Source organism: Pseudoxanthomonas kaohsiungensis (genome assembly GCF_010211765.1).
GTDB lineage: Bacteria > Pseudomonadota > Gammaproteobacteria > Xanthomonadales > Xanthomonadaceae > Pseudoxanthomonas > Pseudoxanthomonas kaohsiungensis.
Window position 1 is genome coordinate 216,766 of record NZ_PDWO01000004.1, and the last position, 23,287, is coordinate 240,052.

At 72.1% G+C, this 23,287-nt stretch carries 17 protein-coding genes; 9 read left to right on the plus strand and 8 right to left on the minus strand.

What is annotated here, in order from left to right:
- Positions 1 to 42 precede the first annotated feature (42 nt).
- From CSC66_RS06685 to CSC66_RS06695, 3 genes are all read left to right on the plus strand, one after another.
- On the plus strand, positions 43 to 648 hold the full coding sequence (locus tag CSC66_RS06685) for a Maf family protein (RefSeq protein ID WP_162376609.1): 606 nt from the start codon (positions 43 to 45) through the stop codon (positions 646 to 648).
- A gap of 8 nt (positions 649 to 656) precedes the next feature.
- Positions 657 to 2,144 carry a ribonuclease G gene (rng, locus tag CSC66_RS06690; RefSeq protein ID WP_162376610.1) on the plus strand — a complete coding sequence of 496 codons (1,488 nt, stop codon included), beginning with the start codon at positions 657 to 659 and terminating at the stop codon, positions 2,142 to 2,144.
- A gap of 117 nt (positions 2,145 to 2,261) precedes the next feature.
- Positions 2,262 to 6,194: a YhdP family protein gene (locus tag CSC66_RS06695; protein ID WP_162376611.1), complete on the plus strand. Its 3,933-nt coding sequence runs from the start codon at positions 2,262 to 2,264 to the stop codon at positions 6,192 to 6,194.
- A 142-nt stretch (positions 6,195 to 6,336) separates the two neighbouring features.
- Here CSC66_RS06695 and CSC66_RS06700 read toward each other — a convergent pair whose 3' ends face one another.
- Entirely contained in the window at positions 6,337 to 7,089 is a 753-nt protein-coding gene (locus CSC66_RS06700; RefSeq protein ID WP_162376612.1) for a DUF6065 family protein, read from the minus strand.
- Between the two features lie 139 nt (positions 7,090 to 7,228).
- Between CSC66_RS06700 and tldD the strand changes: the two genes are divergently transcribed.
- Positions 7,229 to 8,674: a metalloprotease TldD gene (gene tldD, locus CSC66_RS06705; protein ID WP_162376613.1), complete on the plus strand. Its 1,446-nt coding sequence runs from the start codon at positions 7,229 to 7,231 to the stop codon at positions 8,672 to 8,674.
- A 71-nt stretch (positions 8,675 to 8,745) separates the two neighbouring features.
- On the opposite strand, the gene yjgA is transcribed toward tldD, so the two are convergent.
- Positions 8,746 to 9,336 carry a ribosome biogenesis factor YjgA gene (gene yjgA / locus CSC66_RS06710; protein WP_162376614.1) on the minus strand — a complete coding sequence of 197 codons (591 nt, stop codon included), beginning with the start codon at positions 9,334 to 9,336 and terminating at the stop codon, positions 8,746 to 8,748.
- 537 nt (positions 9,337 to 9,873) lie between these two features.
- On the opposite strand from yjgA, the gene pmbA reads away from it, so the two are divergent.
- Together pmbA and CSC66_RS06720 are read left to right on the plus strand one after the other, a co-directional pair.
- Positions 9,874 to 11,229, plus strand: coding sequence for a metalloprotease PmbA (gene pmbA / locus CSC66_RS06715; protein WP_162376615.1), 1,356 nt, complete (start codon positions 9,874 to 9,876; stop codon positions 11,227 to 11,229).
- An 81-nt stretch (positions 11,230 to 11,310) separates the two neighbouring features.
- Entirely contained in the window at positions 11,311 to 11,721 is a 411-nt protein-coding gene (locus CSC66_RS06720; protein ID WP_162376616.1) for a DUF4870 domain-containing protein, read from the plus strand.
- A gap of 86 nt (positions 11,722 to 11,807) precedes the next feature.
- Here CSC66_RS06720 and CSC66_RS06725 read toward each other — a convergent pair whose 3' ends face one another.
- The 6 genes from CSC66_RS06725 to dnaE form a co-directional block, all read right to left on the minus strand.
- Positions 11,808 to 12,683: a polyprenyl synthetase family protein gene (locus CSC66_RS06725; protein ID WP_162376617.1), complete on the minus strand. Its 876-nt coding sequence runs from the start codon at positions 12,681 to 12,683 to the stop codon at positions 11,808 to 11,810.
- Positions 12,673 to 12,930: an exodeoxyribonuclease VII small subunit gene (locus CSC66_RS06730; protein ID WP_162376618.1), complete on the minus strand. Its 258-nt coding sequence runs from the start codon at positions 12,928 to 12,930 to the stop codon at positions 12,673 to 12,675. Before CSC66_RS06730 ends, CSC66_RS06725 begins: the two co-directional genes overlap by 11 nt.
- A 48-nt stretch (positions 12,931 to 12,978) precedes the next feature.
- Positions 12,979 to 14,304 carry a tRNA lysidine(34) synthetase TilS gene (gene tilS / locus CSC66_RS06735; protein WP_162376619.1) on the minus strand — a complete coding sequence of 442 codons (1,326 nt, stop codon included), beginning with the start codon at positions 14,302 to 14,304 and terminating at the stop codon, positions 12,979 to 12,981.
- Between the two features lie 52 nt (positions 14,305 to 14,356).
- Entirely contained in the window at positions 14,357 to 14,536 is a 180-nt protein-coding gene (locus CSC66_RS06740; protein WP_162376620.1) for a hypothetical protein, read from the minus strand.
- 81 nt (positions 14,537 to 14,617) lie between these two features.
- Positions 14,618 to 15,577, minus strand: a complete 960-nt coding sequence (locus CSC66_RS06745; protein ID WP_162376621.1) for an acetyl-CoA carboxylase carboxyltransferase subunit alpha — start codon at positions 15,575 to 15,577, stop codon at positions 14,618 to 14,620.
- Positions 15,578 to 16,314: 737 nt separating this feature from the next.
- On the minus strand, positions 16,315 to 19,890 hold the full coding sequence (gene dnaE, locus CSC66_RS06750; protein WP_162376622.1) for a DNA polymerase III subunit alpha: 3,576 nt from the start codon (positions 19,888 to 19,890) through the stop codon (positions 16,315 to 16,317).
- 145 nt (positions 19,891 to 20,035) lie between these two features.
- On the opposite strand from dnaE, the gene CSC66_RS06755 reads away from it, so the two are divergent.
- The 3 genes from CSC66_RS06755 (at position 20,036) to CSC66_RS06765 (ending at position 23,251) form a co-directional block, all read left to right on the plus strand.
- The gene (locus CSC66_RS06755) at positions 20,036 to 21,277 is read left to right on the plus strand and encodes a DUF418 domain-containing protein (protein WP_379655870.1); all 1,242 of its coding nucleotides are present in this window, start codon (positions 20,036 to 20,038) and stop codon (positions 21,275 to 21,277) included.
- A 147-nt stretch (positions 21,278 to 21,424) separates the two neighbouring features.
- The gene (locus CSC66_RS06760) at positions 21,425 to 21,832 is read left to right on the plus strand and encodes a hypothetical protein (protein WP_162376624.1); all 408 of its coding nucleotides are present in this window, start codon (positions 21,425 to 21,427) and stop codon (positions 21,830 to 21,832) included.
- 150 nt (positions 21,833 to 21,982) lie between these two features.
- Positions 21,983 to 23,251 carry an NAD(P)/FAD-dependent oxidoreductase gene (locus CSC66_RS06765; protein WP_162376625.1) on the plus strand — a complete coding sequence of 423 codons (1,269 nt, stop codon included), beginning with the start codon at positions 21,983 to 21,985 and terminating at the stop codon, positions 23,249 to 23,251.
- Positions 23,252 to 23,287: the final 36 nt, after the last annotated feature.

The following is a 23,287-nucleotide window of genomic DNA, read 5'->3' on the forward strand; positions in this document are numbered from 1 at the left end:
GGGCCCACGGTTCAGCCAGCCGCCGCGGGTTATCCTTGCACCATGCTGTATCTGGCCTCGAAATCCCCCCGCCGGGCCGAATTGCTGCAACGGCTCGGCCTGTCCCACCGCCTCCTCGATGTCGACGTCCCGGAAGTCCGGGCGCCGGGCGAGGGTGCGGCCGACTACGTGCGCCGCGTGGCCCGCGACAAGGCCCGCGCCGGCTGGTCGCTGGTCGCCGGCGAGCCCGGCGCGCGCGTGCTCGGCGCGGACACCGAGGTGGTCCTGGACGAGGAGGTGTTCGGCAAGCCGGCCGACGCCGCCGATGCGGCGGCCATGCTGCGGCGGCTGTCCGGGCGCACCCACACGGTACTGTCGGCGGTGGTGGTGGTCGACGCGGCCGGCGAGCGCGAAACCCTGTCCCGCACCGCGGTCCGCTTCGCGCCGCTGGACGAAGCCGCCATCGCCGCCTATGTCGCCACCGGCGAGGCGATGGGCAAGGCCGGCGCCTACGCCATCCAGGGCCGTGCCGAAGCCTTCGTAGAACACCTGTCCGGCAGCTACTCCGGGGTCATGGGCCTGCCGGTGCACGAGACCGCGCGCCTGCTCGACGCCACGACCGCCGCCGCGCAGCACGATACCGGCGCCCGCGCCGCCATGGCCGGGTGAGGGGCGCCGTGTCCGAGGAGATCCTGGTCAACGTCACCCCGCGCGAGACCCGCGTGGCGGTGGTCGAGAACGGCATGCTGCAGGAGCTGCACATCGAGCGCGGCTGGCGGCGCGGGGTGGTCGGCAACATCTACAAGGGGCGCGTGCAGCGGGTGATGCCCGGCATGCAGGCGGCCTTCGTCGAACTGGGGCTGGAGCGGGCCGCGTTCCTGCACGCCAACGACGTGGTGCGGCCGGCGCCGGTGGATGCCGGCCAGACCGAGGACGCGCCGCCGCAGCCGATCTCCACCCCGTCCATCGTCGAGCTGCTGCGCGACGGGCAGGAGATCGTGGTCCAGGTGGTCAAGGATCCGATCGGCACCAAGGGCGCGCGCCTGACCACGCAGATCTCCATCCCTTCGCGCTACCTGGTGCTGCTGCCGCAGTCGCGCACGGTCGGGGTGTCGGCGCGGATCGAGGACGAGGCCGAGCGCCTGCGCCTGAAGACGCTGGTCTCCGACCTGTCGGCCAGCCACGGCGGCCACGGCTACATCGTGCGCACCAACGCCGAAGGCCAGCCGGCCGAGGCGCTGGCCGAAGACATCGCCTACCTGTCGCGGGTGTGGAACGTGGTCGAGCGCCGCGGCCGCGAGGCCGCCGCCGGAACGATCATCTACGAGGACCTGAGCCTGCCGCTGCGCGCGGTGCGCGACCTGATCCGCCGCGACGTGGAGAAGGTGCGGGTGGATTCGCGCGACACCTACGACCGGCTGCAGGCGTTCGTCGCCAAGTACATGCCGGTGCTGGCCGAGAAGATCGAGCTGTACGCCGGCGACCGCCCGATCTTCGACCTGTACGGGGTGGAGGACGAGATCGGCCGCGCGCTGGACAAGCAGGTGCCGCTGAAGTCCGGCGGCTACCTGGTCATCGATCAGACCGAGGCGATGACCACCATCGACGTCAACACCGGTTCGTTCCTGGGCCAGCGCAACCTCGAGGAGACGGTGTACCGCACCAACCTCGAGGCCGCCCAGGCGGTGGCCCGCCAGCTGCGCCTGCGCAACCTGGGCGGGATCATCATCATCGACTTCATCGACATGACCGATCCGGAGCACCGCCGCCAGGTGCTGCGCACGCTGGAGAAGTCGCTCTCGCGCGACCATGCCAAGACCACGGTCTACGACTTCTCGCCGCTGGGGCTGGTCGAGATGACCCGCAAGCGCACGGTCGAGAGCCTGGAGCGGCAGCTGTCGGAGACCTGCCCGCAGTGCAGCGGGCGCGGCTCGGTGAAGACCGCCGAGACGGTGACCTACGAGGTGTTCCGCGAGATCACCCGCGCGGTGCGCCAGTTCGACGCCGCGCGCCTGCTGGTGATCGCCTCGCCCAAGGTGGTGGCGCGGATCACCGAGGAGGAGTCGGCCGCGGTGGCCGAGCTGGAGGAGTTCCTCGGCAAGACCATCCGCTTCCAGGCGGACGAGCAGTACCTGCAGGAGCAGTTCGATGTGGTCCTGCTCTAGGCCCGGCTACCGCAACCAGGGATTGGACACACGCAGGGAAACGATCGCGCCGCCGCACGCACGGTGCGACGCGGCGTGCCCGGCGCACGCGTGGCCGCGCGCCCGGGCGGCACGCTGATGCCCACCCCCGTCCGCCGCCGCCTGCGCCTGGCCCGCCGCTGGGCCGCCTACCTGCTGGCCGTGGTGCTGGTGCTGATGGCGCTGGTGCTGGGCGCGGCCAGCCAGGTGCTGCCACTGGCCGAGCGTCATCCCGAGCGCATCGCCGCCTGGCTCAGCGAGAAGGCCGGGCGGCCGGTCAGCTTCGATCGCGTCGACACGCAATGGACCCGCCGCGGACCGTTGTTGCAGCTTGAAGGGCTGCATATCGGCGAGCCCGACGGAGGCGTGCGCATCGGCCAGGCCGAGGTGCTGGTGTCGATGTACGCCGGCCTGCTGCCGGGGCGCTCGTTCACCGAGCTGAGGCTGCGCGGGCCCGCGCTCACCCTGGAGCGCGCCGACGACGGACGCTGGTCGGTGCGCGGCCTGCCGATGACCGGTACCGCCGATCCGCTCGACTACCTCGAGGGCCTGGGCGAGTTGCAGGTGATCGGCGGCCAGCTCGACGTGCGCGCGCCGGCACTGGGCCTGCGCACGCGCATCCCGAAGATCGACCTGCGCCTGCGCGTGGACGGGCGCCGGGTCAGCGCCGGCGCGCGTGCCTGGATCCGTCCCGATGCGGCGCCGGCGGCACTGGCGTTCGAGTTCGATCGCGACAGCGGCCATGGCCGCGGCTCCTTCGACCTGGAGACCGGGGCGCTGGGCGGCTGGGCGCCCTTGCTGCACCACGCCGGGATCGCGCCCGTCGACGGACGCGGACAGGTCCAGGCCTGGGCCGAGGTGCGGAACCATCGCGTGGTGCTGGTGACCACGCAGTTCCAGCTGCGGCACCTGCTGCTGTCCGGCGCGCCGCTGGCCGACGGGCTGCTGCCGCAAGTGCGCCTGGACGAGCTGCGCGGGTTGGCGCGCTGGCGGGTCACCGCGGATGGCTGGCGCCTGGACGCACCGCTGCTGCGCGTGGCCGACGCGCGCGGGACGCAGTCGCTGGACGGGCTGCTCGTCGCCGGTGGACGCCGCCTGGCCCTGCAGGCCGACCGGGTCGACGCGACGCCCCTGCTGGCCGTTGCCGCCCTGAGCGACCGGCTGTCGCCATCGTTGCGTGCGTGGATGTTGGACGCGGCGCCGCAGGCCACGCTGTCGCAGGTCGAAGTGGCCGCGCTGCGCGGAGGGCCGTTGCGCATGCAGGGGCGGATCGAGCGGATCGCGTTCGCACCGGTCGGCAACGCGCCGGGCATCGATGGCCTGGCCGGCCGCTTCGAAGGCGACGCCGACGGCATGAAGCTGGCGCTGGACACGCGCAGCGCGCTGCGCTTCGACTGGCCCAGCGGCTTCGGCGTGGTCCACGAGCTGCGGCTCGACGGCGACCTGCAGGCCTGGCGCGAGGGAGAGGGCTGGGAGGTAGGCACCTCGGCGCTGCGGGTGGATGGCGGCGACTATGCCGTCGATGCGCGCGGCAGCCTGTGGTTCCAGGGCGACGGCACCCGGCCCTGGATCGGGATCGCCGCCGACATCGCCGATACCGAGGTGCCGGTGGCGAAGAAGTTCTGGATCCACCACAAGATGTCCAAGGCCGCGGTGGACTGGCTGGACATGGCGCTGGAAGGCGGCACCGTCGCCGGCGGCCGCGGCCTGGTCGCCGGCGACCTGGACGACTGGCCGTTCGTGGAGGGCAACGGCCGCTTCGAAGCCACCGCCACGATCCGCGACGGGCGCATCCGCTTCCAGGAAGACTGGCCGGCCATGGAGGCGATGCTGGGCGAGGTCGCCTTCGTCGGCAACGGTTTCACCGTGGAGGGACAGGGCAACCTCGATGGCGTTCCCGTGCAACGGTTGCAGGCCGGCATCGCCGACTTCAGGCGTGCGCCGCTGAAGGTGCGCGCCGACAGCCGCGGCGATGCCGCCGCGCTGCTAGAACTGCTGCGGCACAGTCCCCTGCATGCCGAGAACGCCGAAACCCTCGACCACCTGCAGGCGTCCGGGCCGGCCGCCACCGCCTTCGCCCTGGACCTGCCGCTGGGCAGCGGGCGCGGCCCGGCGCTCGTCGATGGCTCGGTCGACCTGCAGGGGGCACGGCTGGCGGAAAAACGCTGGAACCTGGTGTTCGACCAGGTGCGAGGGCGCGCCCGCTACGACCGCGACGGCTTCGAAGCGGAGCAGTTGTCGGTGCGCTATGCCGGCCAGGACGGCACGCTCGGGCTGCGCTCCGGCGGCCACGTGCAGGATGCGGCGAACGTGTTCGAGGCCAGCCTCGACGCACCGCTGGACGCGGCCGACCTGTTCGCGCGTGCGCCGGAACTGGACTGGCTGGCGCCGCGCGTGCGCGGCCGCTCCCCGTGGACGCTGGCGGTGGCGCTGCCGAAGCAGCCGGTCGCCGGCAGCGCCGGGACGCTGTGGCTGGACTCGTCACTGGTGGGGACCGCGCTCGACCTGCCGTCGCCGCTGGCGAAGCCGGCGGCGGAAACGCTGCCAACCCGGGTGCAGGTCGGGCTGCCGCTGGGCAGCGGCGCGATCGACGTGGCCTTCGGCGAGCGCATGGCGCTGCGCGCGCGGCAGCAGAACGGGCAGACCGGCGTGCGGGTCAGCCTCGGCCGGGCCACGGTCGACGCCGAGCCGCCGGCATCGGGCATTGTCGTAGGCGGGCATACGCCCTCGCTGGACGCGCTGGAATGGATCGCCCTGGCCAAGGGCGGCGGCAAGGACGGCGTGCCGCTGCGCCAGATCGACGTGCTGGCCGACGAGCTGCGCCTGCTGGGCGGTGCCTTCCCGGCCACGCGCCTGAGATTGCAGCCCGGTGCGCAGGCGCTGGCGGTGCAGGTGGACGGCCCCGCGCTGGCCGGGACGGTGACCGTGCCCGACGCCGCCGATGCGCCGGTGCAGGGGCATTTCACGCGCCTGCACTGGCAGCCGGTCGCCAAGCCGGTCGATACGACCGCGAGCGGCGAGGAGCGGCTGGCCGATGCGCTTGCCGCCGGCGTCGCGCCGCCGGCGGAGGCAACGCCCGCCGCAGCCCCGCGGGCCGATGCGGCGACGCCGGTCGGCGATGCCACCGCCGATGGCGCGGCGGCGCCGGCCGACGACGGGTTCGACCCGGCCGGCATTCCGCCGCTGGCCCTGGACGTGGACGACCTGCGCTTCCGCCAGGCCCAACTGGGCAAGGCCTCGCTGCGCACCCGGCCGGTCCCCGGCGGCCTGCGCCTGGACCGGCTGCAGATCCGCGCCGGGGAACAGACCGTCGATGCCACCGGCGAATGGCTCGGTCGCGGCGATGCCGCGCGCACCCACCTGACGGTGCAGGTCGACAGCCAGGACATGGGCGGCCTGATGGACGGCCTGGGCTACCGCAACTGGCTGGCCCGCGGCGAAGGCCAGGTCCACTTCGATGCCAGCTGGCCGGGCCCGCCCGCCGGCTTCCGCCTGGCCGGCCTGCAGGGCAGCCTGCGCATCGCCGCCAGGGACGGCCAACTGCTGGAAGTGGAGCCGGGCGCCGGCCGCGTGCTCGGCCTGTTCAGCCTGGCCCAGCTGCCGCGCCGGCTGATGCTCGATTTCCGCGACTTCTTCTCCAAGGGCTTCGCCTTCGACCAGCTGGAAGGCGAGCTGCGCTTCGCCGACGGCCAGGCGCACACCGACGGGATCGTGATCGACGGCCCGGCCGCCGACATCCGCATCCGCGGCGATACCGACCTGCGCGCCCAGCGCTTCGACCAGACCATCGACGTGCTGCCCAAGTCCGGCAACCTGCTCACCGTGGTCGGCGCGGTGGCGGGCGGCCCGGTCGGCGCGGCGGTCGGCGCGGCGGCCAACGCGGTGCTGGCCAAGCCGCTGGGCGAGATCGGCGCCAAGACCTACCGGGTCAGCGGACCGTGGAAGGAGCCGAAGGTCGAGGTGATCAGCCGCGAGCAGTCGCGCCGCGAAGAGGACGCCGCCGCAGCGGGTCACGACGCCGGGATGCATTGAGTTCCGGCATCGTTTGCGAGCGCCAGCGGGCCTGGAACCCTCGCCGTCCTTCGTAGAGCGGGGCCTGCCCCGCTGCCGTTGCGTCGCTCGCCGTGACCGGGCGGCCCGGCATACGGTGATGCGCAGCCGGGCAAGCCCGGCTCTACGGAGATGAGGCGTCGTCGGTGGCCGATGCGCGGGTGAAGCCGGGCAGGCGCAGCTTCACCCGGTGCTCCTTCGCCGGGCAGCCATGCAGGTCCACGCCGCGGAAGTAGCCGCGCTGCCACTGCTCGCGTGCGGCCGCCGAATCCGGATCGGGCAGTTCGGCCAGGAAATGCCCGCGGCTGGCGGTCCAGCGCTGGTGCTGCTCGGCCAGGTCCGGCGTCTCGGAAATCGGCCGCCACCGGGCCTGCACCTGTTCCAGCAGCGCACGCTGCAGTGGCAGCAGGTGGCAGAACGGCTCGCCGGCCTCGAAGCGCACGCGCCCGGGCCGGGTGAACTTCCAGTTCATGGTGAAGGTGTACGGGCTCCAGTCGGTCTCCACCAGGCCGGTCAGCGCGGCGATGCCGTCCTTGGGCCGGTTGATCGGTGCCATCGCCATCAACTCGATCCCGGCCTCGGTGCGGAACAGGCAGGGCACGTGGAAGGTCAGCACGCCGTAGCCGAAGTGGCTCATCGCCGGCGCGTGCGTGCCCGGATCGGGGATCACGCGGATCGCCTCGAGCGCGTCGGTGCCGTCCCATTCGGCCTGGAACCCGCTTTGGCACAGCAGTTCCCAGCCATGGGCGTTGGCCATGTCCAGCGGCAGGCAGCGGTAGGCGTAGCGCTGGTCGGTGCGGTCCATCCATTCGCGCTCGCGCGGGGCGGGGCGGATGTCCAGGGTGTGGCCGTCGAGGACGTGGGCGGTGACTTTCATGCAGCGCTTTCCGGGGCGTGTGCGGGCGGGCAGCGGCGGACGGGTGAAGGTCCGGGGCGGCCGGGCTGTCATCATAGGCGGCCGCGTCGCCCAGGCGACCGTGGTTGCCTTCCCTGACCGGCGCCCCCATCCCAAGACGATGACCGATTCCGCCCTGACCCTCGCGCAAACCCGCCTGCTGCTGCCCGGCGGCCTCGATCCCGCCGGCCTGGACCGGGCCTTCGGCACCCTGCTCGGCCCCGGCATCGACTTCGGCGACCTGTATTTCCAGCATTCGCGCCGCGAGAGCTGGACGGTGGAGGACGGCATCGTCAAGGACGGCGCGCACTCGATCGAACAGGGCGTGGGCGTGCGTGCGATCAGCGGCGAGAAGACCGGCTTCGCCTATTCCGACGACATCAACGCCGACGCGCTGCGGCTGGCCGCCGGCTCGGCGCGCGCGATCGCGCGCGAGGGCGCCGCGCACGCGCCGCGCTCGCTGGTGCGCGCAGGCGGGCATGCGCTGTACGCGGCGGTCGATCCGATCGACGGCATGGGCAATGAGGACAAGGTCGGCCAGCTGCGCGCGCTCGACCGGTTGCTGCGCGCGGCCGACCCGCGCGTGGTGCAGGTGTCGGTGAGCCTGTCCGGCGGCGTGGACACGGTGCTGGTGGCGCGCAGCGACGGCGTGCTGGCCGCCGACGTGCGCCCGCTGGTGCGGCTGAACGTGCAGGTGATCGTCGAGCAGGCTGGACGCCGCGAATCCGGCTACGCCGGCGGTGGCGGCCGTTACTCCTACGAAGAACTGTTCTCCGGCGGGCGCCCGGAGAAGCTGGCGCGCGAAGCGCTGCGCCAGGCGCTGGTCAACCTGGAGGCGATCGATGCGCCGGCCGGGACGATGCCGGTGGTGCTCGGCGCCGGCTGGCCGGGCGTGCTGCTGCACGAGGCGGTCGGCCACGGCCTGGAAGGGGACTTCAACCGCAAGGGCACCTCGACCTACGCCGGGCGCATGGGCCAGCGCGTGGCCGCGCCGGGCGTCACCATCGTCGACGACGGCACGCTGGCGGGCCGCCGCGGTTCGCTCAACATCGACGACGAGGGCGAGCCGACGCGCTGCACCACCCTGATCGAGGACGGCGTGCTGGTCGGCTACATGCAGGATTCGCTCAATGCGCGGCTGATGGGCATGGCCCCGACCGGCAACGGCCGCCGCGAATCGTTCGCGCACCTGGTGATGCCGCGCATGACCAACACCTACATGCTGGCCGGCTCGCACGATCCGCAGGAGATGATCCGCTCGGTGAAGAAGGGCCTGTACGCGGTCAACTTCGGCGGCGGCCAGGTCGACATCACCAGCGGCAAGTACGTGTTCTCGGCCACCGAGGCCTACCTGATCGAGGACGGCAAGGTCACCGCGCCGGTGAAGGGCGCGACGCTGATCGGCAACGGCCCGGAGACGATGCAGAAGGTGCGCATGGTCGGCCACGACCTGGCCCTGGACGAGGGCGTGGGCGTGTGCGGCAAGGACGGGCAGAGCGTGCCGGTGGGCGTGGGCCAGCCCTCGCTGCTGATCGACGGGCTGACCGTGGGCGGCACGCGCGCGTGAGTCGCGCGCGGGCTGCGGGCCGGGCGGCAGTGCCGGACGAGCCGCGCGCAGGCGGCGCAGCGTCCGCCGGTTCAGTCCTGGCGGCCGTCGCTGTCGCCGTCGTCGTCCGGATCGACCGGACTGTCATCCTGCTGGCCGTTGCTGCCGCCGAGCAGCAGCATACGCAGTTCGCGGAACAGCTCGCGGAAGGCCCGCGGCGGCTTGTTGCGCAGCTTTTCCTCGTTGGCGTTGCGGACCAGCTGGCGCAGGTGCTGGCGGTCGGCGGCCGGATGCTCCTCCAGCAGTTCGGCCAGCGCGGCGTCGCCGTCGGCCAGCAGGCGCTCGCGCCAGGCTTCGACCCGGTGCATCGCGGCCACTTCCCGGCGGGCGGCCACGCCATCCTCGTCCAGCGCATCGCGGATCGCTTCGAGCGCCTCGTCGTCCTCGCGCCGCATCTGCTTGGCGAGGAAGGCCAGCTGGCGCTTGCGGGCGATATGGGCGGTGATCTTCCGGGTGTGCTCCAGGTGCGGCAGCAGGTCTTCGGGGATCGGCAGCTTGGCCAGCTGGGTGGGCGTGAGCGAGGCCAGCTTCTCCGCCAGCTCCAGCACTTCCAGCGCGTCGCGGCGCTGCTGGCTGCGGCTGGGGGAAAGGAATTCGCCGGTGTCTTCGTCGCGTCCGCGCATGGGGCTGGGGCTCTGTCGGTTGCCGGGGATTCTACCCGCGACGGCCTGAATTCCGGGTTGGCGGCCCTGGCAGGAGTCCGGCTTGCTGGCGACCGCGACCTGTCATGTCCGGCAGGCGCGTCGGGCTACGGCCACGGCAACGACAACGGCAACATCAACGGCGTTGCACGGCAGCGACTCCGGAGGGGGCCGCGCCACGCCAGGGGTGCCGCTTTTCCCGCGGCGGGACGTCCTGTCCCGACGCCGGCGCGGGACATCCATGTCCCGCTTGTCGCGGCACCCCTGGCATGGCGCGTCCTTCGCGATCGTGCCGGCCGTGGTTTTCGTTTTGCCGCTTGGAACAGCCTGCTGCCTGGGGTGGCGGACGGCTTGCCCGTTGCGCGGAACCGTCGGCGCCATGGATGGCGCCGTCGAGCCTCCATGGATGGATTCACGGCGTGTTCCGCGCAATGGGCAAGCTGTCCGCCCACATCGCATCGATCCGGCGCGGCGCTTGTTGCTTTCTGATCAAAGACCGAATCTTCCGAGGTGGAACACGTGAACGACATCGTGCATGACGACGACAGCCATGCCCGGCTGGACCGGCTGGCGGAGATCTCGCAGCGGCTGCTGGCGCGCGCCCGCGCGCTGGGCGCGAGCCAGGCCGAGGTGAGCTGCAGCGAAGAACACGGGCTCAACGTGTCGGTGCGCATGGGCGAGGTGGAAACGGTGGAATCCACGCGCGACCGCGGCGTGGCGGTGACCGTGTACTTCGGCCAGCGCAAGGGCAGTGCCAGTACCGCCGACCTGCACGAGTCCAGCCTGGAAGCCACCGTCGAGCAGGCCTGCGCGATCGCGCGCCACACCGAGGACGATCCGGCCGCCGGCCTGGCCGACGCGGCGCTGATGGCGCGCGAGTTCCCGGACCTGGAGACCTGGCATCCGTGGCGGCTGGACGCGGACGAGGCGATCGACCTGGCGCTGGCCTGCGAGGCGGCCGGCCGCGAGGCCGACGCGCGCGTGGAGAACTCCGATGGCGCCTCCTTCGGCAGCGGCGGCAGCCTGTCGGTGTACGCGAACAGCCACGGCTTCGTCGGCCGCGAGCGCGAAACCCAGCATTCGCTCGGGGTGGCCCTGATCGCCGGCCGCGGCGACGGCATGCAGCGTGATGGCTGGTACAGCATCGGCCTGGCACGCGAGGACCTGGAGGCGCCGGTGGCCATCGGTCGCCGCGCGGCCGAGCGCGCGGTCGCGCGGCTGCAGCCGCGCAGCGCGCCCACCGGCGAGTTCCCGGTGCTGTTCTCGGCCGAGATCGCACGTTCCCTGGTCGGCCACCTGCTCAACGCCGTTTCCGGCGGTGCGCTGTACCGCCGCGCCAGCTTCCTGCTCGACAGCGTCGGCACCCGGCTGTTCCCGGAGTGGTTCGACATCGACGAGCGGCCGCTGCTGCGCCGCGGACTGCGCTCGACCGCGTTCGACGCCGACGGCGTCGCCACCCGCGACAGTGCGCTGGTGGCCGGGGGCGTGCTCCAGCGCTACGTGCTCGGCGCCTACTCGGCGCGCAAGCTGGGCCTGCAGACCACCGGCAATGCCGGCGGCGTGCACAACCTGCAGGTGGGGGCCAACGCCGGCACCCAGGACGAGCTGCTGCGCGGCATGGGTCGCGGCCTGCTGGTGACCGAGCTGATGGGGCAGGGCGTCAACGGCGTGACCGGCGACTACTCGCGCGGCGCGGCCGGCTTCTGGGTCGAGGACGGCGCGCTGGCGTATCCGGTCGACGAACTGACCATCGCCGGCAACCTGCGCGACATGTTCGCCCGGATCGAAGCGGTCGGCAGCGAGGTCGACCCACGCTCGCACATCCGCACCGGGCCCATCCTGGTGGGGCGCATGACCGTTGCCGGCGGCGAATGACGTATGCTCGGGCGTGAGGCGTCGAGGGAGTCGGCGCCGATTCCGTCACCAAGAGAACGCCACCGCAAAGGGGATCAGGCAATGAGCGAATTCGAGACGTACACCGCGCCACCGCCGGCGCCGCAGGAAGAATCCAGCCGCGAGGAACGGCAATGGGCGCTGTTCGGCCACCTGTCGGCCTTGACCGGGTTGTTCACCGGCGGCGTCGGCAACATCGTCGGCCCGCTGGTCATATGGCTGGTTAAGAAGGACTCCATGCCCTTCGCCAGCGACCAGGCCAAGGAAGCGCTGAACTTCAACATCACCCTGCTGATCGTGGGCGTGATCCTGTTCCTCATCACCCTGGTGACCTTCGGCATCGGCGTGATCGTGACCGCGCCGCTGGGCCTGCTGGTGTTCATCGCCTGGCTGGTGCTGACGATCATCGCCGCGGTCAAGGCCAACGACGGCATCGCCTACCGGTATCCGTTCGCGCTGAGGCTGGTCAAGTAGTTCCAGGCGACTGGCGGCAAGCGATACGCGCGGGGCCCGGAGCGATCCGGGCCCCGCTTCGTTCTGTCCGTGGATGTCGCGGCGGATCAGTGCGAGCGGCGGACCGCCAGTTCGCCCAGCGCGGCCAGCGCGGCGGCGCGCGCGCCGAATGGGGCCAGCGCGTCGCGCATGGACGTGGCCAGTTCCCCGAGCCGGGCGCGCGCGCCGTCCATGCCCAGCAGCGCCGGATAGGTGGACTTGGCCTGGGCCACGTCCTTGCCGGCGGTCTTGCCCAGCTGTTCGGAGCTGGCTTCGATGTCGAGCAGGTCGTCGCGGACCTGGAAGGCCAGGCCGAATGCGGCGGCGAACGTGTCCAGGCGGGCGAGGGTGTCTTGATCGGCGTCCGCCGCCAGCGCGCCCATCCGCACCGCGGCGCGGACCAGCGCGCCGGTCTTGAGCGAGTGCATGCGCTGCAGTTGCGCCAGTGCCTGGGTGTGGCCGGTGGCATCGATGTCCAGCGCCTGGCCGCCGCACATGCCGGTCGCGCCGGAAGCGGTGGCCAGCGCGTCGACCCAGTCGATCCTCAGCTGCGCCGGTGCCTCGGCGCGCGCCAGCGCCGAGAACGCCAGGGTCTGCAGCGCGTCGCCGGCCAGGATCGCGGTGGCCTCGTCGAAGGCCACGTGCACGGTGGGCTGGCCGCGGCGCAGGTCGTCGTCGTCCATCGCCGGCAGGTCGTCGTGGACCAGCGAATAGGCGTGGACCAGTTCCACTGCCGCCGCCGGCGCGTCGAGCAGCGCTTCGGCGGCGCCCAACGCGGTGCCCGCCGCGTAGACGAGCAGCGGGCGCATGCGCTTGCCGCCGCCCAGCGTGGCATGGCGCATCGCCGCGTGCAGGCGGCGCGGCTCCAGCGAGGGATCGGGCAGCAAGCGGTCCAGCGTGGCTTCGGTGCGCGCCGCCCAGCGCGCGAAGGCCTCACTGCCCATCGGGACCGGCGAAGGGCTGGGCGCTGTCGGGCTGTTCGGGGTCGGTGAGCAGGCGCACGCGCAGTTCGGCCTGTTCCAGCGCGGACTGGCAGCGGCGGTAGAGGCCGACGCCGCGCTCGTAGGCGGCCAGCGAATCCTCCAGGCTCATCTCGCCCTGTTCCATCTTCTCGACCAGCTGTTCCAGCTCGTCCAGCGAGTGCTCGAACTGGGCGACCGGCGAGGCGTCTTGGGGGGCTTTCTTCGGCATGCGCGAAGTGTGCGCGGTGCGACCGGGAGGGTCAACGCGCGGCGCGGTTCACGCCGGCGGTTGCCAGGCCAGGTGCCAGCCGCGGGCATGCAGCCAGCGGGCCATGTCGTCGGCCCAGGCGATGTCGCCGGCCGCCAGCAGGCGGCCGTCGGCCGCGGACAGCAGCGGCAGGTGCGCGCGCCGCCACGGGGCCACGCCGCGCTCCTGCAGCACGTGCTTGAGCAGGTGCGAGTGGCTGCGGCCGGGCAGGACGATGCGCTCGCCGCCGCGCCGGGCATGGACGCGCAGCGGCGCGTCGAAGCCGCCGGTCGCCGTGCCGTGGTCGTCGCGCAAGAGCAGCCGTCCACCGTCGGGCAGGGCCAGCGGGGTGCGGCCGTCCCACTCGGTCTCCCAGCCTGGCGACAGCGGGGCGCGGAGGGTGTCGGCATGCAGGAAGTCGCGCCAGCGCAGCACCCGCGCGCCGGCCCAGGCGAAGCGGGCGTCGGCGTCGGCGCGGGCATGCAGCAGCTCGCCCTCGATCCGCTCCACGCCGTGCGCCGGCAGTGGCGGCAGTTCGAGCGTGCGGATCCAGTGGCGCAGCAGCCGCGCGCGCCGCGCGGCAGGCAGCGCCATCAGGGCCGGCACGCGCAAGGTGCGCGGGTCGTCGCCGGCATGCATCCGCAACAGCGCCGCGTCCTCGTCGGCCAGCAGCGCGTCGGCCTGGGCGCACAGCGCCGCGCTGCGCGCCAGCGACGCGGCCGCGTGCGGCCAGCGCTCCTGCAGCAGCGGCAGCACCTGCAGGCGCAGAAAGTTGCGGTCGGCGTCGGCGACCGCGTTGCTGGGATCGTCGATCCAGGCCAGGCCGTGGTCCTGGGCATAGGCCTGCAGGGCGCCGCGCGGCAGCGCCAGCAGCGGCCGCCAGTGCCAGCCGGGGCCGAGCTGCCGCAACGGGCGCATCGCGCCCAGGCCCTCGGGCCCGGAGGCGCGCAGGGCGCGCAGCAGGAATGTCTCGGCCTGGTCGTCCCGGTGATGCGCGGTCGCCAGCACCTCGCCGGGGGCCATGGTCGAGGTCAGCGCGGCGTATCGGGCCTCGCGCGCGGCCGCCTCCGGCCCGCTGCCGCCGTCGCGTGGTACCGCCACGCGCAGCACCTGCAGCGGCACGCCCAGTGCACCGGCCTGTTGTTCGCAGTGGTTCGCCCAGGCGTCCGCGGCGGCCTGCAAGCCGTGGTGGACGTGCACCGCGCGCAGGCCGCGCGCGCGCATCGCCGGCTCGGCGGCTAGCCGGTGCAGCAACACGGTCGAGTCGAGGCCGCCGCTGTAGCCGACCACCAGCGCGCCGGCCGTTTCCACCGGAAGCGCGGGCAGGGCGAGGGGGCGGGCGTCTGCGGTGTTCATCACCATGGAGCCAGGTGCGCAGGGATCGGCCATGCGGCCGCCGCCGGCGCGTTCAACGCACCTGGCGCCAGATCACCACCAGCGCCGAGATCCAGCACACGGCGACGAACCAGGCCAGCACGTAGTTGGGATTGGTCGGACGGTGCCGGAACAGGCGGTTCACGATCACCGCCACCAGCAACGGCACCAGGAACAGCGCCAGCGGCAGGGCCCAGCCGGGCAGTGCGCTCATGAGCGGTCCTCCGGGTCACGGGCGGGGCGGGACGGCGCGCGGGCGCGGCCCTTGCCGGGCCACGCCACCCCGAACGGCGTACTAGGCCGCCTCGTACGCGCCATAGCCGTGCAGGCGCGCATAGCGGCGCTGGACGAGCTCGGCGGCCGGGATCTGCGCCAGCGCGTCGAGTTCGTTGAGCAGCACGGCCTTGAGCCGGCGCGCCATCTGCCGCGGGTTGCGGTGCGCGCCGCCGGTCGGCTCGCGCACGACCTTGTCGACCAGGCCCAGCCCGTGCAGGCGCTTGGCGGTCAGGCCCAGCTGCTCGGCCGCGTCCTTGGCCTTGCCGGCATCCTTCCACAGGATCGAGGCGCAGCCTTCGGGCGAGATCACCGAATAGGTGCTGTACTCGAGCATCAGCGTGCAGTCGCCCACGCCAATGGCCAGGGCGCCGCCGGAGCCGCCTTCGCCGATCACGGTGCAGATGATCGGCACCTTCAGCTCGGCCATCTCCAGCAGGTTGCGGGCGATGGCTTCGGATTGGCCGCGTTCCTCGGCGTCGATGCCCGGCCAGGCGCCGGGGGTGTCGATGAAGGTCAGGATCGGCAGGCGGAAGCGCTCGGCCAGCTTCATCAGGCGCAGGGCCTTGCGGTAGCCCTCGGGCTTGGGCATGCCGAAGTTGCGGCGGATCTTCTCCTTGGTATCCCGGCCCTTCTGGTGGCCGATCACCACGACCGGGCGGCCGTCGATGCGGGCCAGGCCCCCGACGATCGCCTTGTCGTCGGCGAAGGCGCGGTCGCCGGCCAGTTCCTGGAACTCGTCGCAGATCACCCGGACGTAATCCAGGGTGTACGGACGGGCCGGATGGCGGGCGAGCTGGGAGACCTGCCAGGAGGACAGGTCGCGGAAGATCTGGGCGGTGCGCTTGCGCAGCTTGTCCTGCAGCGCGTGCACTTCGGCGTCCACGTTGACGGCCGGGCCGGTGCTGGCGTTGCGCAGTTCCTGGATCTTGGCTTCCAGGTCGGCGATGGGCTGCTCGAAATCGAGGTAGTTCGGGTTCATCCGTTGGCCGGCGATGCCGGGGAGTGCAGTGGCCCGGAAGTGTAGCCGAACGCCCCCGGCGGGACCGGACCGTACGGTATGGAGGAGGGGTCGGTGCGCCGCATCGGGGTTGGCGGCCTGAGCCAAGGCAAGGCGAAAGCCGAAGCCAAAGCCGAAGCGTGGGCCAAGGCCAAAGCCAACGCCGAAGACGGGGCACGGCTCCGGACGGGGCCGCCGTCCCATGGGGGCATGGCTTACCCCTCGGGCGGACGTCCTGTCCGTACGAGGGGCCGTGGCACATCCCTGTGCCACTTGCGCCATGCCCCCATGGGACGACGTCCTCGGGTGTCGGCGGGGTCGTGGCTTCGATCGAAGCGCGAGAGCTCAGGCAGCGCGTGGGTTGAATGCGCAGCGCTCTCGTAGAGCGGGGCTTGCCCCGCTGCTCTCTGATGGGCCGGGACCATGGCGGGGAAAGCAGCGGGGCAAGCCCCGCTCTACGGGAAAGCCATCGCGGGTACGGGAAGCGCGGAAGAACGAAGCATCGACCCTGAAGGGTCGCCGAAGACGTGGCAGGCATGGGGTGTCGCGGCAGTGGGCCATGGATGGCCCACGTCACCGCGTCCGGACAGGACGTCCGGCCGCGGGGACCGCGACACCCCATGCCTGCCGCGGCTCCCGCCGGAGCCGGGGCCCCTGACGCCGTTGCTGTTGCTGTCTTGGCCGAAGCTGTAGCAGGCAGTGCCCGGCGGATCCGTCGCTCAGTTCGCCCAGGGACGGCCGATGGCCACCTTCACCGCGCGCACGCCGGGCTGGGCGCGCAGGGCGTCGAGCAGCGGCGGGGCGATGCGCACCGAGTTGCTGCCGTTGAGGTCGAGCACGCCGGTCGCGCCGTCTTGGCCGGGCCGGCCCACCTGCAGGTGCAGGCGCAGTGGCGTGGGGCCGGGGCGATGGCGGGCCAGCACCGCGTCCACGCGCTGCCAGGCGCCCGGGTCGCGCAGGTCCAGGCGCAGCGACAGCCGCTGCGCGTGCTGCGCGCACAACTGTTCGTAGTCCCAGGCCGCCTTCAGGCGCAGGCTCCAGCCGCCGTTGAACTCGTCCTCGCGCAGGCCGCCCTGCACCACCAGCACGCGGTCGCGCACCAGCAGGCTGGACAGGTCGGCGGCCGCCTCGGCGAACACGCCGCATTCCAGCCGGCCGCGGCCGTCCTCCAGCTGCACGAATACCTGGCTGTCGCCCTTGCGGCGGATGCCGACCACCAGTCCGGCCACCACCACCTGCACTTCCGGCCGCCAGCCGCGCTTCTCGCCTTGCGGCGCGGCGCCCCACAGGCGGTCCAGCTCGCCCAGGTCCGAGCCGACCAGCTGCCGCACTTCCTCGCGGTAAGGGTCGAACGGGTGCCCGCTGAGGTAGTGGCCGAGCGTGTCGCGCTCGCCGTCCAGCAGCTGCCGCAGCGGCCATTCGTCGGCTTCGGGCAGGTCCAGTTTCAGCGCCGGGCCGCCGCTGTCGCCGGACGGCATGCCGAACAGCGAGACCTGGCCGGCGGCCGCCTCCTTGGCCATCTGGTCGGTAGCCTTGACCACCTCGGGCAGCTGCAGCATCAGCGTGGCGCGGTTGCGGCCCAGCGCATCCAGTGCACCGGCGTTGATCATCGCTTCAAGCGCCCGGCGGTTGAGCTTGGTCGAGTCCACGCGGCGGCAGAAATCGAGCAGGTCGGCGTAGTCGCCACCCTTGTCGCGCTCGGCCACGATCGCTTCGCACAGGCCGCGGCCCACGCCCTTGATCGCGCCCAGCCCATAACGGATGGTGTCGGCGGCCACGGCCTCGAACATGAAAGGCGAATCGTTGACCGTCGGCGGCAGGATGGTCAGGCCCAGCCCGCGGGCTTCGTTGAGGAAGCCGACCACCTTGTCGGTGTTGTCCATGTCCGAGGACAGCGTGGCGGCCATGAATTCGGCCGGGTAGTGCTTCTTCAGCCACGCGGTCTGGTAGGCAACCAGCGAGTAGGCGGCGGCGTGCGACTTGTTGAAGCCGTAGCCGGCGAACTTCTCCATCAGGTCGAAGATCTCGTCGGCCTTCTTCTCGCCGACCCCGCCCCTGGCCGCGCCCTCGCGGAAGATCTCGCGGTGCTTGGCCATTTCCGCCGGCACCTTCTTGCCCATCGCCCGGCGCAGCAGGTCGGCGCCGCCCAGCGAGTAGCCGCCGACGATCTGCGCCATCTGCATGACCTGCTCCTGGTAGACCATGATGCCGTAGGTCTCCTCGAGCATCGGCTGCGTGCGCGGGTCCGGATAGGAGAAGTCCTCCTGGCCGTGCTTGCGCGCGACGAACGACGGGATCATCTCCATCGGGCCGGGGCGGTACAGCGCGTTCAGCGCGATCAGGTCCTCGAAGCGGTCGGGCTTGGCGTCCTTCAGCGCGCGGCGCATGCCGGAGGATTCGAACTGGAACACCGAGCCGGTGTTGCCGTTGGCGAAGATGTCGCGGTACACGCTGGCGTCGTCCAGCGGCAGCGTGGCGATGTCCAGCGGCGGGATGCCGGCGCGGGCGTGGCGTTCGTTGATCGCCTTCACCGCCCAGTCGATGATCGTCAGCGTGCGCAGGCCGAGGAAGTCGAACTTGACCAGGCCGATCGCCTCGACGTCGTCCTTGTCGAACTGGGTGACCGGGTTGCGGCCCAGGCCGTCCTGGTCGTGTTCGGCGAACAGCGGGCAGAAGGTGTGGAGTGGTTCTGGCGCGATCACCACGCCGCCGGCGTGCTTGCCGGCGTTGCGGGTCAGGTCCTCGAGCTCGCGCGCCAGGTCGATCAGGTCGCGCACGTCCTCCTCGGCGCCGTAGCGCTGGATCAGCTCGGCCGAGGCCATCTCGCTGTCCTTGCCTTCGCCCATCGCGTCCTTGAGCGTGATGCCCAGGATGTTGGGGATCAGCTTGGCCACGCCGTCGACGAAGCCGTACGGGAAGCCGAGCACGCGGCCGGTGTCGCGCACCACCGCCTTGGCCGCCATGGTGCCGTAGGTGATGATCTGGCTGACCCGCTCGCGCCCGTACTTGCGCGCGACGTAGTCGATCACCTCGTCGCGCCGGTCCATGCAGAAGTCGATGTCGAAGTCGGGCATCGACACGCGCTCGGGGTTCAGGAAGCGCTCGAACAGCAGGTTGTACGGGATCGGGTCCAGGTCCGTGATCTGCAGCGCCCAGGCCACCAGCGAGCCGGCGCCCGAGCCGCGGCCCGGGCCGATCGGGATGCCGTGGTTCTTACCCCACTGGATGAAGTCGGCCACGATCAGGAAGTAGCCCGGGAAGCCCATCTTGCAGATGGTGTCCAGCTCGAAGTCCAGGCGCTCGACGTAGTCCTGGCGGGTCTTGCCCTCGGCCAGCGGATTCTTCGCCAGCCGCGCCTCCAGGCCGTCGTGGGCCTGCTTGCGGATCCAGCTGTCCAGGGTCTCGTCCGACGGCACCGGGTAGGCCGGCAGCGCGTACTTGCCCAGGGTCAGTTCCAGGTTGCAGCGCCGCGCCAGCTCGACCGTGTTGGCGATCGCGTCGGGCACGTCGGCGAACAGCGCGGCCATCTCGCCGGCCGACTTCAGGTACTGCTCGTCGCTGTAGTCGCGCGGGCGCTTGGGGTCGTCGAGCACCCGGCCGGAAGCGATGCACACGCGCGCCTCGTGCGCGTCGAAGCCGGACTTGTCCAGGAAGCGCACGTCGTTGGACGCCACCACCGGAATGCCGCGCGCGCCCGAGGCGTGCAGGGCGAACGCGTTGAACGCCTCCTCGCCGTCGCGGCCGGTGCGCACCAGTTCCAGGCACAGGTTGCCGTCGAAGGCGCGCTGCCAGTCGGCCAGCTGCTGCTCGGCCAGGTCATGGCGGTGTTCGGCGGCCAGCCGGCCGGCCAGGCTCTCGCGCCCGGCCAGCAGGACCAGCCCTTCGCCGCAGTCCTTGATCCACGCCGGCGTCACCACCACCCCGCCTTCGGCGCGATGGCCTTCCATCCAGGCCCGAGTCAGCAGCCGCGACAGGTTGAGGTAGCCGCGGTGGTCGCGGCACAGCGCGGTCAGGCGCCAGGGCGCCTCGCCCGGTCCCGCGGCCACCGCCAGGTCGGCGCCGGCGATGGGCTTGATGCCCACGGCCTCGGCCGCCTTGTAGAACTTGATCAGGGCGAACAGGTTGTTGAGGTCGGTGACCGCCAGCGCCGGCAGCCCCAGTTCCACCGCGCGGCTGAGCAGGTTGGGCTGCTTGGCCTTGGCCGGATCGGCCTGCTCGGGTTTTTCGGGCACGCGGATGGTCGAGTCCGCAAGCGAAAACTCGGTATGGACGTGGAGGTGGACGAAGCCGGACATGCCCCGGGGAGGGTACCGGCGGGGGGGAGGGGGGACAAGGCTTGACGTCAGGCGTGCCGGCGCCACGCCTTTTCCTACAAACAACCGGACCCCCGCCGGCTGGGGTTTTCGTTCATCATCGCCCGACTCCCCCGGAATGGAGACCGTGGTGAACCCGACGCAACTGGATCCCATCGCCCCCGGCGAGCGCATCGCCACCCTGGACGTGCTGCGCGGTTTCGCCCTCGGCGGCATCCTGCTGATGAACATGGAGTCCTTCGTCGGGCCCGTGTTCCAGGCCAATACCGGGCTGGACCCGGCGCTCACCGGCGCCGACCGGATCGCCGATGGCCTGGTCTACTTCCTGGTGCAGGGCAAGTTCTTCACCCTGTTCTCGCTGCTGTTCGGGATGGGCTTCGCGATGATGGTGCAGCGCGCCGAAGCGGCCGGGCGCCCGTTCGCCGGTCTGTACTGGCGGCGCAGCCTGGCCCTGCTCGGCATCGGCCTGGTCCATTCGCTGCTCATCTGGTCCGGCGACATCCTGGTGCCGTACGCACTGCTGGCGATCCCGCTGCTGGCGTTCCGCGACGTGCCGGCGCGCTGGCTGGCCTGGCTGGGCGTGGCCTGCTACCTGGCCGCGCCGGCGATGCTGCTCGGGCTGGGCCTGCTGTCGCAGTGGGTCCCCGGCTGGGATGCGTTCATGGCCCAGGCCGGCAAGGAGATGACCGAAGTGGCCGAGGCGCAGCGGCAGGCCTACGCCTCCGGCGGTTACGCCGAGGCCGTGGCCCAGCGCGTGCGCGACTTCGGGTTGATGCTGTCCAACCTGATGGTGTTCGGGGTGATGATCTTCGGCATGTTCCTGCTTGGCGCCGCGTTCACCCGCAGCCGCGCGATCCAGCGGCCGGAGCTGTACCCGCGCCTGTATCCGTGGCTGCGCTGGGCGGTGCTGCCGCTGGGCCTGCTGCTGATGCTGGCCTCGTTCGTGGTCGCGTCGGGCTTCTCGCTGACCGTGTTCGACCTGCGCACCGGCCTGGCCCAGGCGCTGGGCGCGGTCGCCGCGGCGATGATGTGCCTGGGTTACCTGGCCTGGGTGATGCGCGGCCTCGAGCTGCCCGCGGTCGCGCGATGGCTGCAGCTGCTGGCGCCGGCCGGGCGCATGGCGCTCACCAACTACCTGGTGCAGTCGATCGTGTGCACCCTGGTGTTCTACGGCTACGGGCTGGGTTTCTTCGAGCACCTGCCGCGCTTCTGGCAGGTGCCGTTCGCGCTGGGATTGTTCGCGGTGCAGGTGATGTACAGCCAATGGTGGATGGCGCGCTTCCGCTTCGGCCCGGTCGAATGGCTGTGGCGGTCGCTGACCTACTGGAAGCTGCAGCCGGTGCGCCATCCGGTGACGTTCCTGGGGTAGGCGTCCGGGCAGGGTTCTTGGCCGACGGTGCCCTTCGGGCCAATGTCGCCGCCGCCGGATGTGCGGCAGCATGGGGCAGCAACCCCGTCCGCGGTGCGCGCCGGAAGGCCGCGGACGCCACCTGCCGGCCCTGACAGGAGATATCCGATGCGCACTCCCTCCCACTCCCCGCGGCGGGCGGCGCGGACGCTGGCGTCCCTGCTGCTGCTCGTGCTGCTGGCCGCATCGACGGCGTGGGCCTCGCCCTCGAACAAGTGGCGGCTGCAGATGAGCGGCCACGCCAAGGTCGACGGCGAGATCGAGCTGTCATTCACGCCCAAGGGCGGCACCGCCAGCAGCGTGGTCGTCCCGGTCGCCAAGGGCACGGGCGAGAACGCCGCCGCGCGCCTGGTCCGCGACACGCTCAAGGCCACCTTCGGCAAGGACGTCTACAAGGTCGAGACCGACGACGGCGAGGACGTGCTGGTCAAGAAGCGCGGCAGCACGCCGGACTTCGAGATCATCGTCGTGCGCAACACCGCCGACGGACTGCGGATCAGCCTGGACCGCGAATAGCGGGCAGGCACGGCCGGCGCCCGACCGCGCATCGCGCCGGCTGCTACCCCGGCGTGCGGCCCGTGCGGCCACCGCGCGCAGCCCCGCTGCGCCGGATGGATACGCCGGCAACGGATGCGGCGCTTCCGCCGCGGCGGGTAGACTTGCGCGGTGAATCCCCCCCACGACGACGTCCTCATCCTCGGTGGCGGCGCCATCGGCCTGGCCACCGCGCTGGCCCTGCTCGAATCCGGGCGCGGCGTGCGCATCCTCGAAGCCGCCACGGTCGGCGGCGCCACCTCGCACGGCAACTGCGGCACGATCACGCCCAGCCACGCGCCGCCGCTGGCCGCGCCGGGCGTGCCGATGCGCGCGCTGCGCTGGATGTTCACCCCCGACGCGCCGCTGTACCTGAAGCCGCGGATCGATCCGGCGCTGTGGTACTGGCTGGGCCGCTTCACCGCCCGCTGCAACGCCAGCGCGTGGATGGCCAGCGCCCGCGGCCGCGCCGCGCTGCTGGACGATTCGCGCGCGCGCCTGGTCGAGTGGATCGGCCGTCATGGCCTGGACTGCGAGTTCGGCGAGACCGGACTGGACTACGTGTTCCGCGACCCGCGCAACTTCGAGCACTACGTCGCCGAGTGCGCGCCGCTCAACGCGATGGGCATCCGCACCGAGGTGATCGACGGGGCGGACTACCTGCGCCAGGAGCCGTCGCTGAAGGACGGGATCGTCGGCGCCATCCGCTTCCCCGACGACGCCCACCTGCGCCCGGACCGCTACGTGGCCGAGCTGGCCCGCGCCGTGCGCGAACGCGGCGGGGTGATCGAGGAGGGCTGCCGGGTCGAGGCGATCGAACCGGGCGCCGATGGCGTGCGCGTGCACGTCGCCGGGCGGGACGGGGAACGTGGCGAGCGGCGCGGCCGCGACGCGGTGGTGGCGATGGCGTCGTGGACGCCCGAGCTGATCCGCCCGCTGGGCCTGCGCCTGCCGATCCAGCCGGGCAAGGGCTACTCGATCACCTACGCGCGTCCTGCCCTGGCGCCGCAGCGGCCGATCGTGCTCAAGGACCGCTCGGTCTGCGTCACCGCCTGGGGCAGCGGCTTCCGCCTGGGCAGCACGATGGAGTTCTCCGGCCGCGACAGCACGCTCAACGCGCTGCGCCTGTCGGCGCTGGAGCGTGCCGCACGCGAATACCTGCGCGAGCCGCCCGATCCGGCCACGATCCAGGAGAAGTGGTACGGCTGGCGGCCGATGACCTGGGACGACCTGCCGGCGCTGGGCCGTTCGCCGCGCCATCCTCACGTCTGGTTGGCGGCCGGGCACGGCATGCTGGGCATCAGCATGAGCACCGCCAGCGGCCAGCTGATGGCCGACCTGATGACCGGCCGCGCCCCGGCGATCGACCCGGCACCCTACCGGGTCGAGCGGTTCCAGTAAGCCATCCGCGCCGCGCGTGCCCGCGCCGCGGCACGA

What these genes read in the sequence shown, in the direction of transcription:
- CSC66_RS06685 (WP_162376609.1), top strand. Translation starts at nt 43, where the DNA reads ATGCTGTATCTGGCCTCGAAATCCCCCCGCCGGGCCGAATTGCTGCAA.
- CSC66_RS06695 (WP_162376611.1), top strand. Translation starts at nt 2,262, where the DNA reads ATGCCCACCCCCGTCCGCCGCCGCCTGCGCCTGGCCCGCCGCTGGGCC.
- CSC66_RS06700 (WP_162376612.1), bottom strand. Translation starts at nt 7,089, where the DNA reads ATGAAAGTCACCGCCCACGTCCTCGACGGCCACACCCTGGACATCCGC.
- tldD (WP_162376613.1), top strand. Translation starts at nt 7,229, where the DNA reads ATGACCGATTCCGCCCTGACCCTCGCGCAAACCCGCCTGCTGCTGCCC.
- yjgA (WP_162376614.1), bottom strand. Translation starts at nt 9,336, where the DNA reads ATGCGCGGACGCGACGAAGACACCGGCGAATTCCTTTCCCCCAGCCGC.
- CSC66_RS06720 (WP_162376616.1), top strand. Translation starts at nt 11,311, where the DNA reads ATGAGCGAATTCGAGACGTACACCGCGCCACCGCCGGCGCCGCAGGAA.
- CSC66_RS06725 (WP_162376617.1), bottom strand. Translation starts at nt 12,683, where the DNA reads ATGGGCAGTGAGGCCTTCGCGCGCTGGGCGGCGCGCACCGAAGCCACG.
- CSC66_RS06730 (WP_162376618.1), bottom strand. Translation starts at nt 12,930, where the DNA reads ATGCCGAAGAAAGCCCCCCAAGACGCCTCGCCGGTCGCCCAGTTCGAG.
- tilS (WP_162376619.1), bottom strand. Translation starts at nt 14,304, where the DNA reads ATGAACACCGCAGACGCCCGCCCCCTCGCCCTGCCCGCGCTTCCGGTG.
- CSC66_RS06740 (WP_162376620.1), bottom strand. Translation starts at nt 14,536, where the DNA reads ATGAGCGCACTGCCCGGCTGGGCCCTGCCGCTGGCGCTGTTCCTGGTG.
- CSC66_RS06745 (WP_162376621.1), bottom strand. Translation starts at nt 15,577, where the DNA reads ATGAACCCGAACTACCTCGATTTCGAGCAGCCCATCGCCGACCTGGAA.
- dnaE (WP_162376622.1), bottom strand. Translation starts at nt 19,890, where the DNA reads ATGTCCGGCTTCGTCCACCTCCACGTCCATACCGAGTTTTCGCTTGCG.
- CSC66_RS06760 (WP_162376624.1), top strand. Translation starts at nt 21,425, where the DNA reads ATGCGCACTCCCTCCCACTCCCCGCGGCGGGCGGCGCGGACGCTGGCG.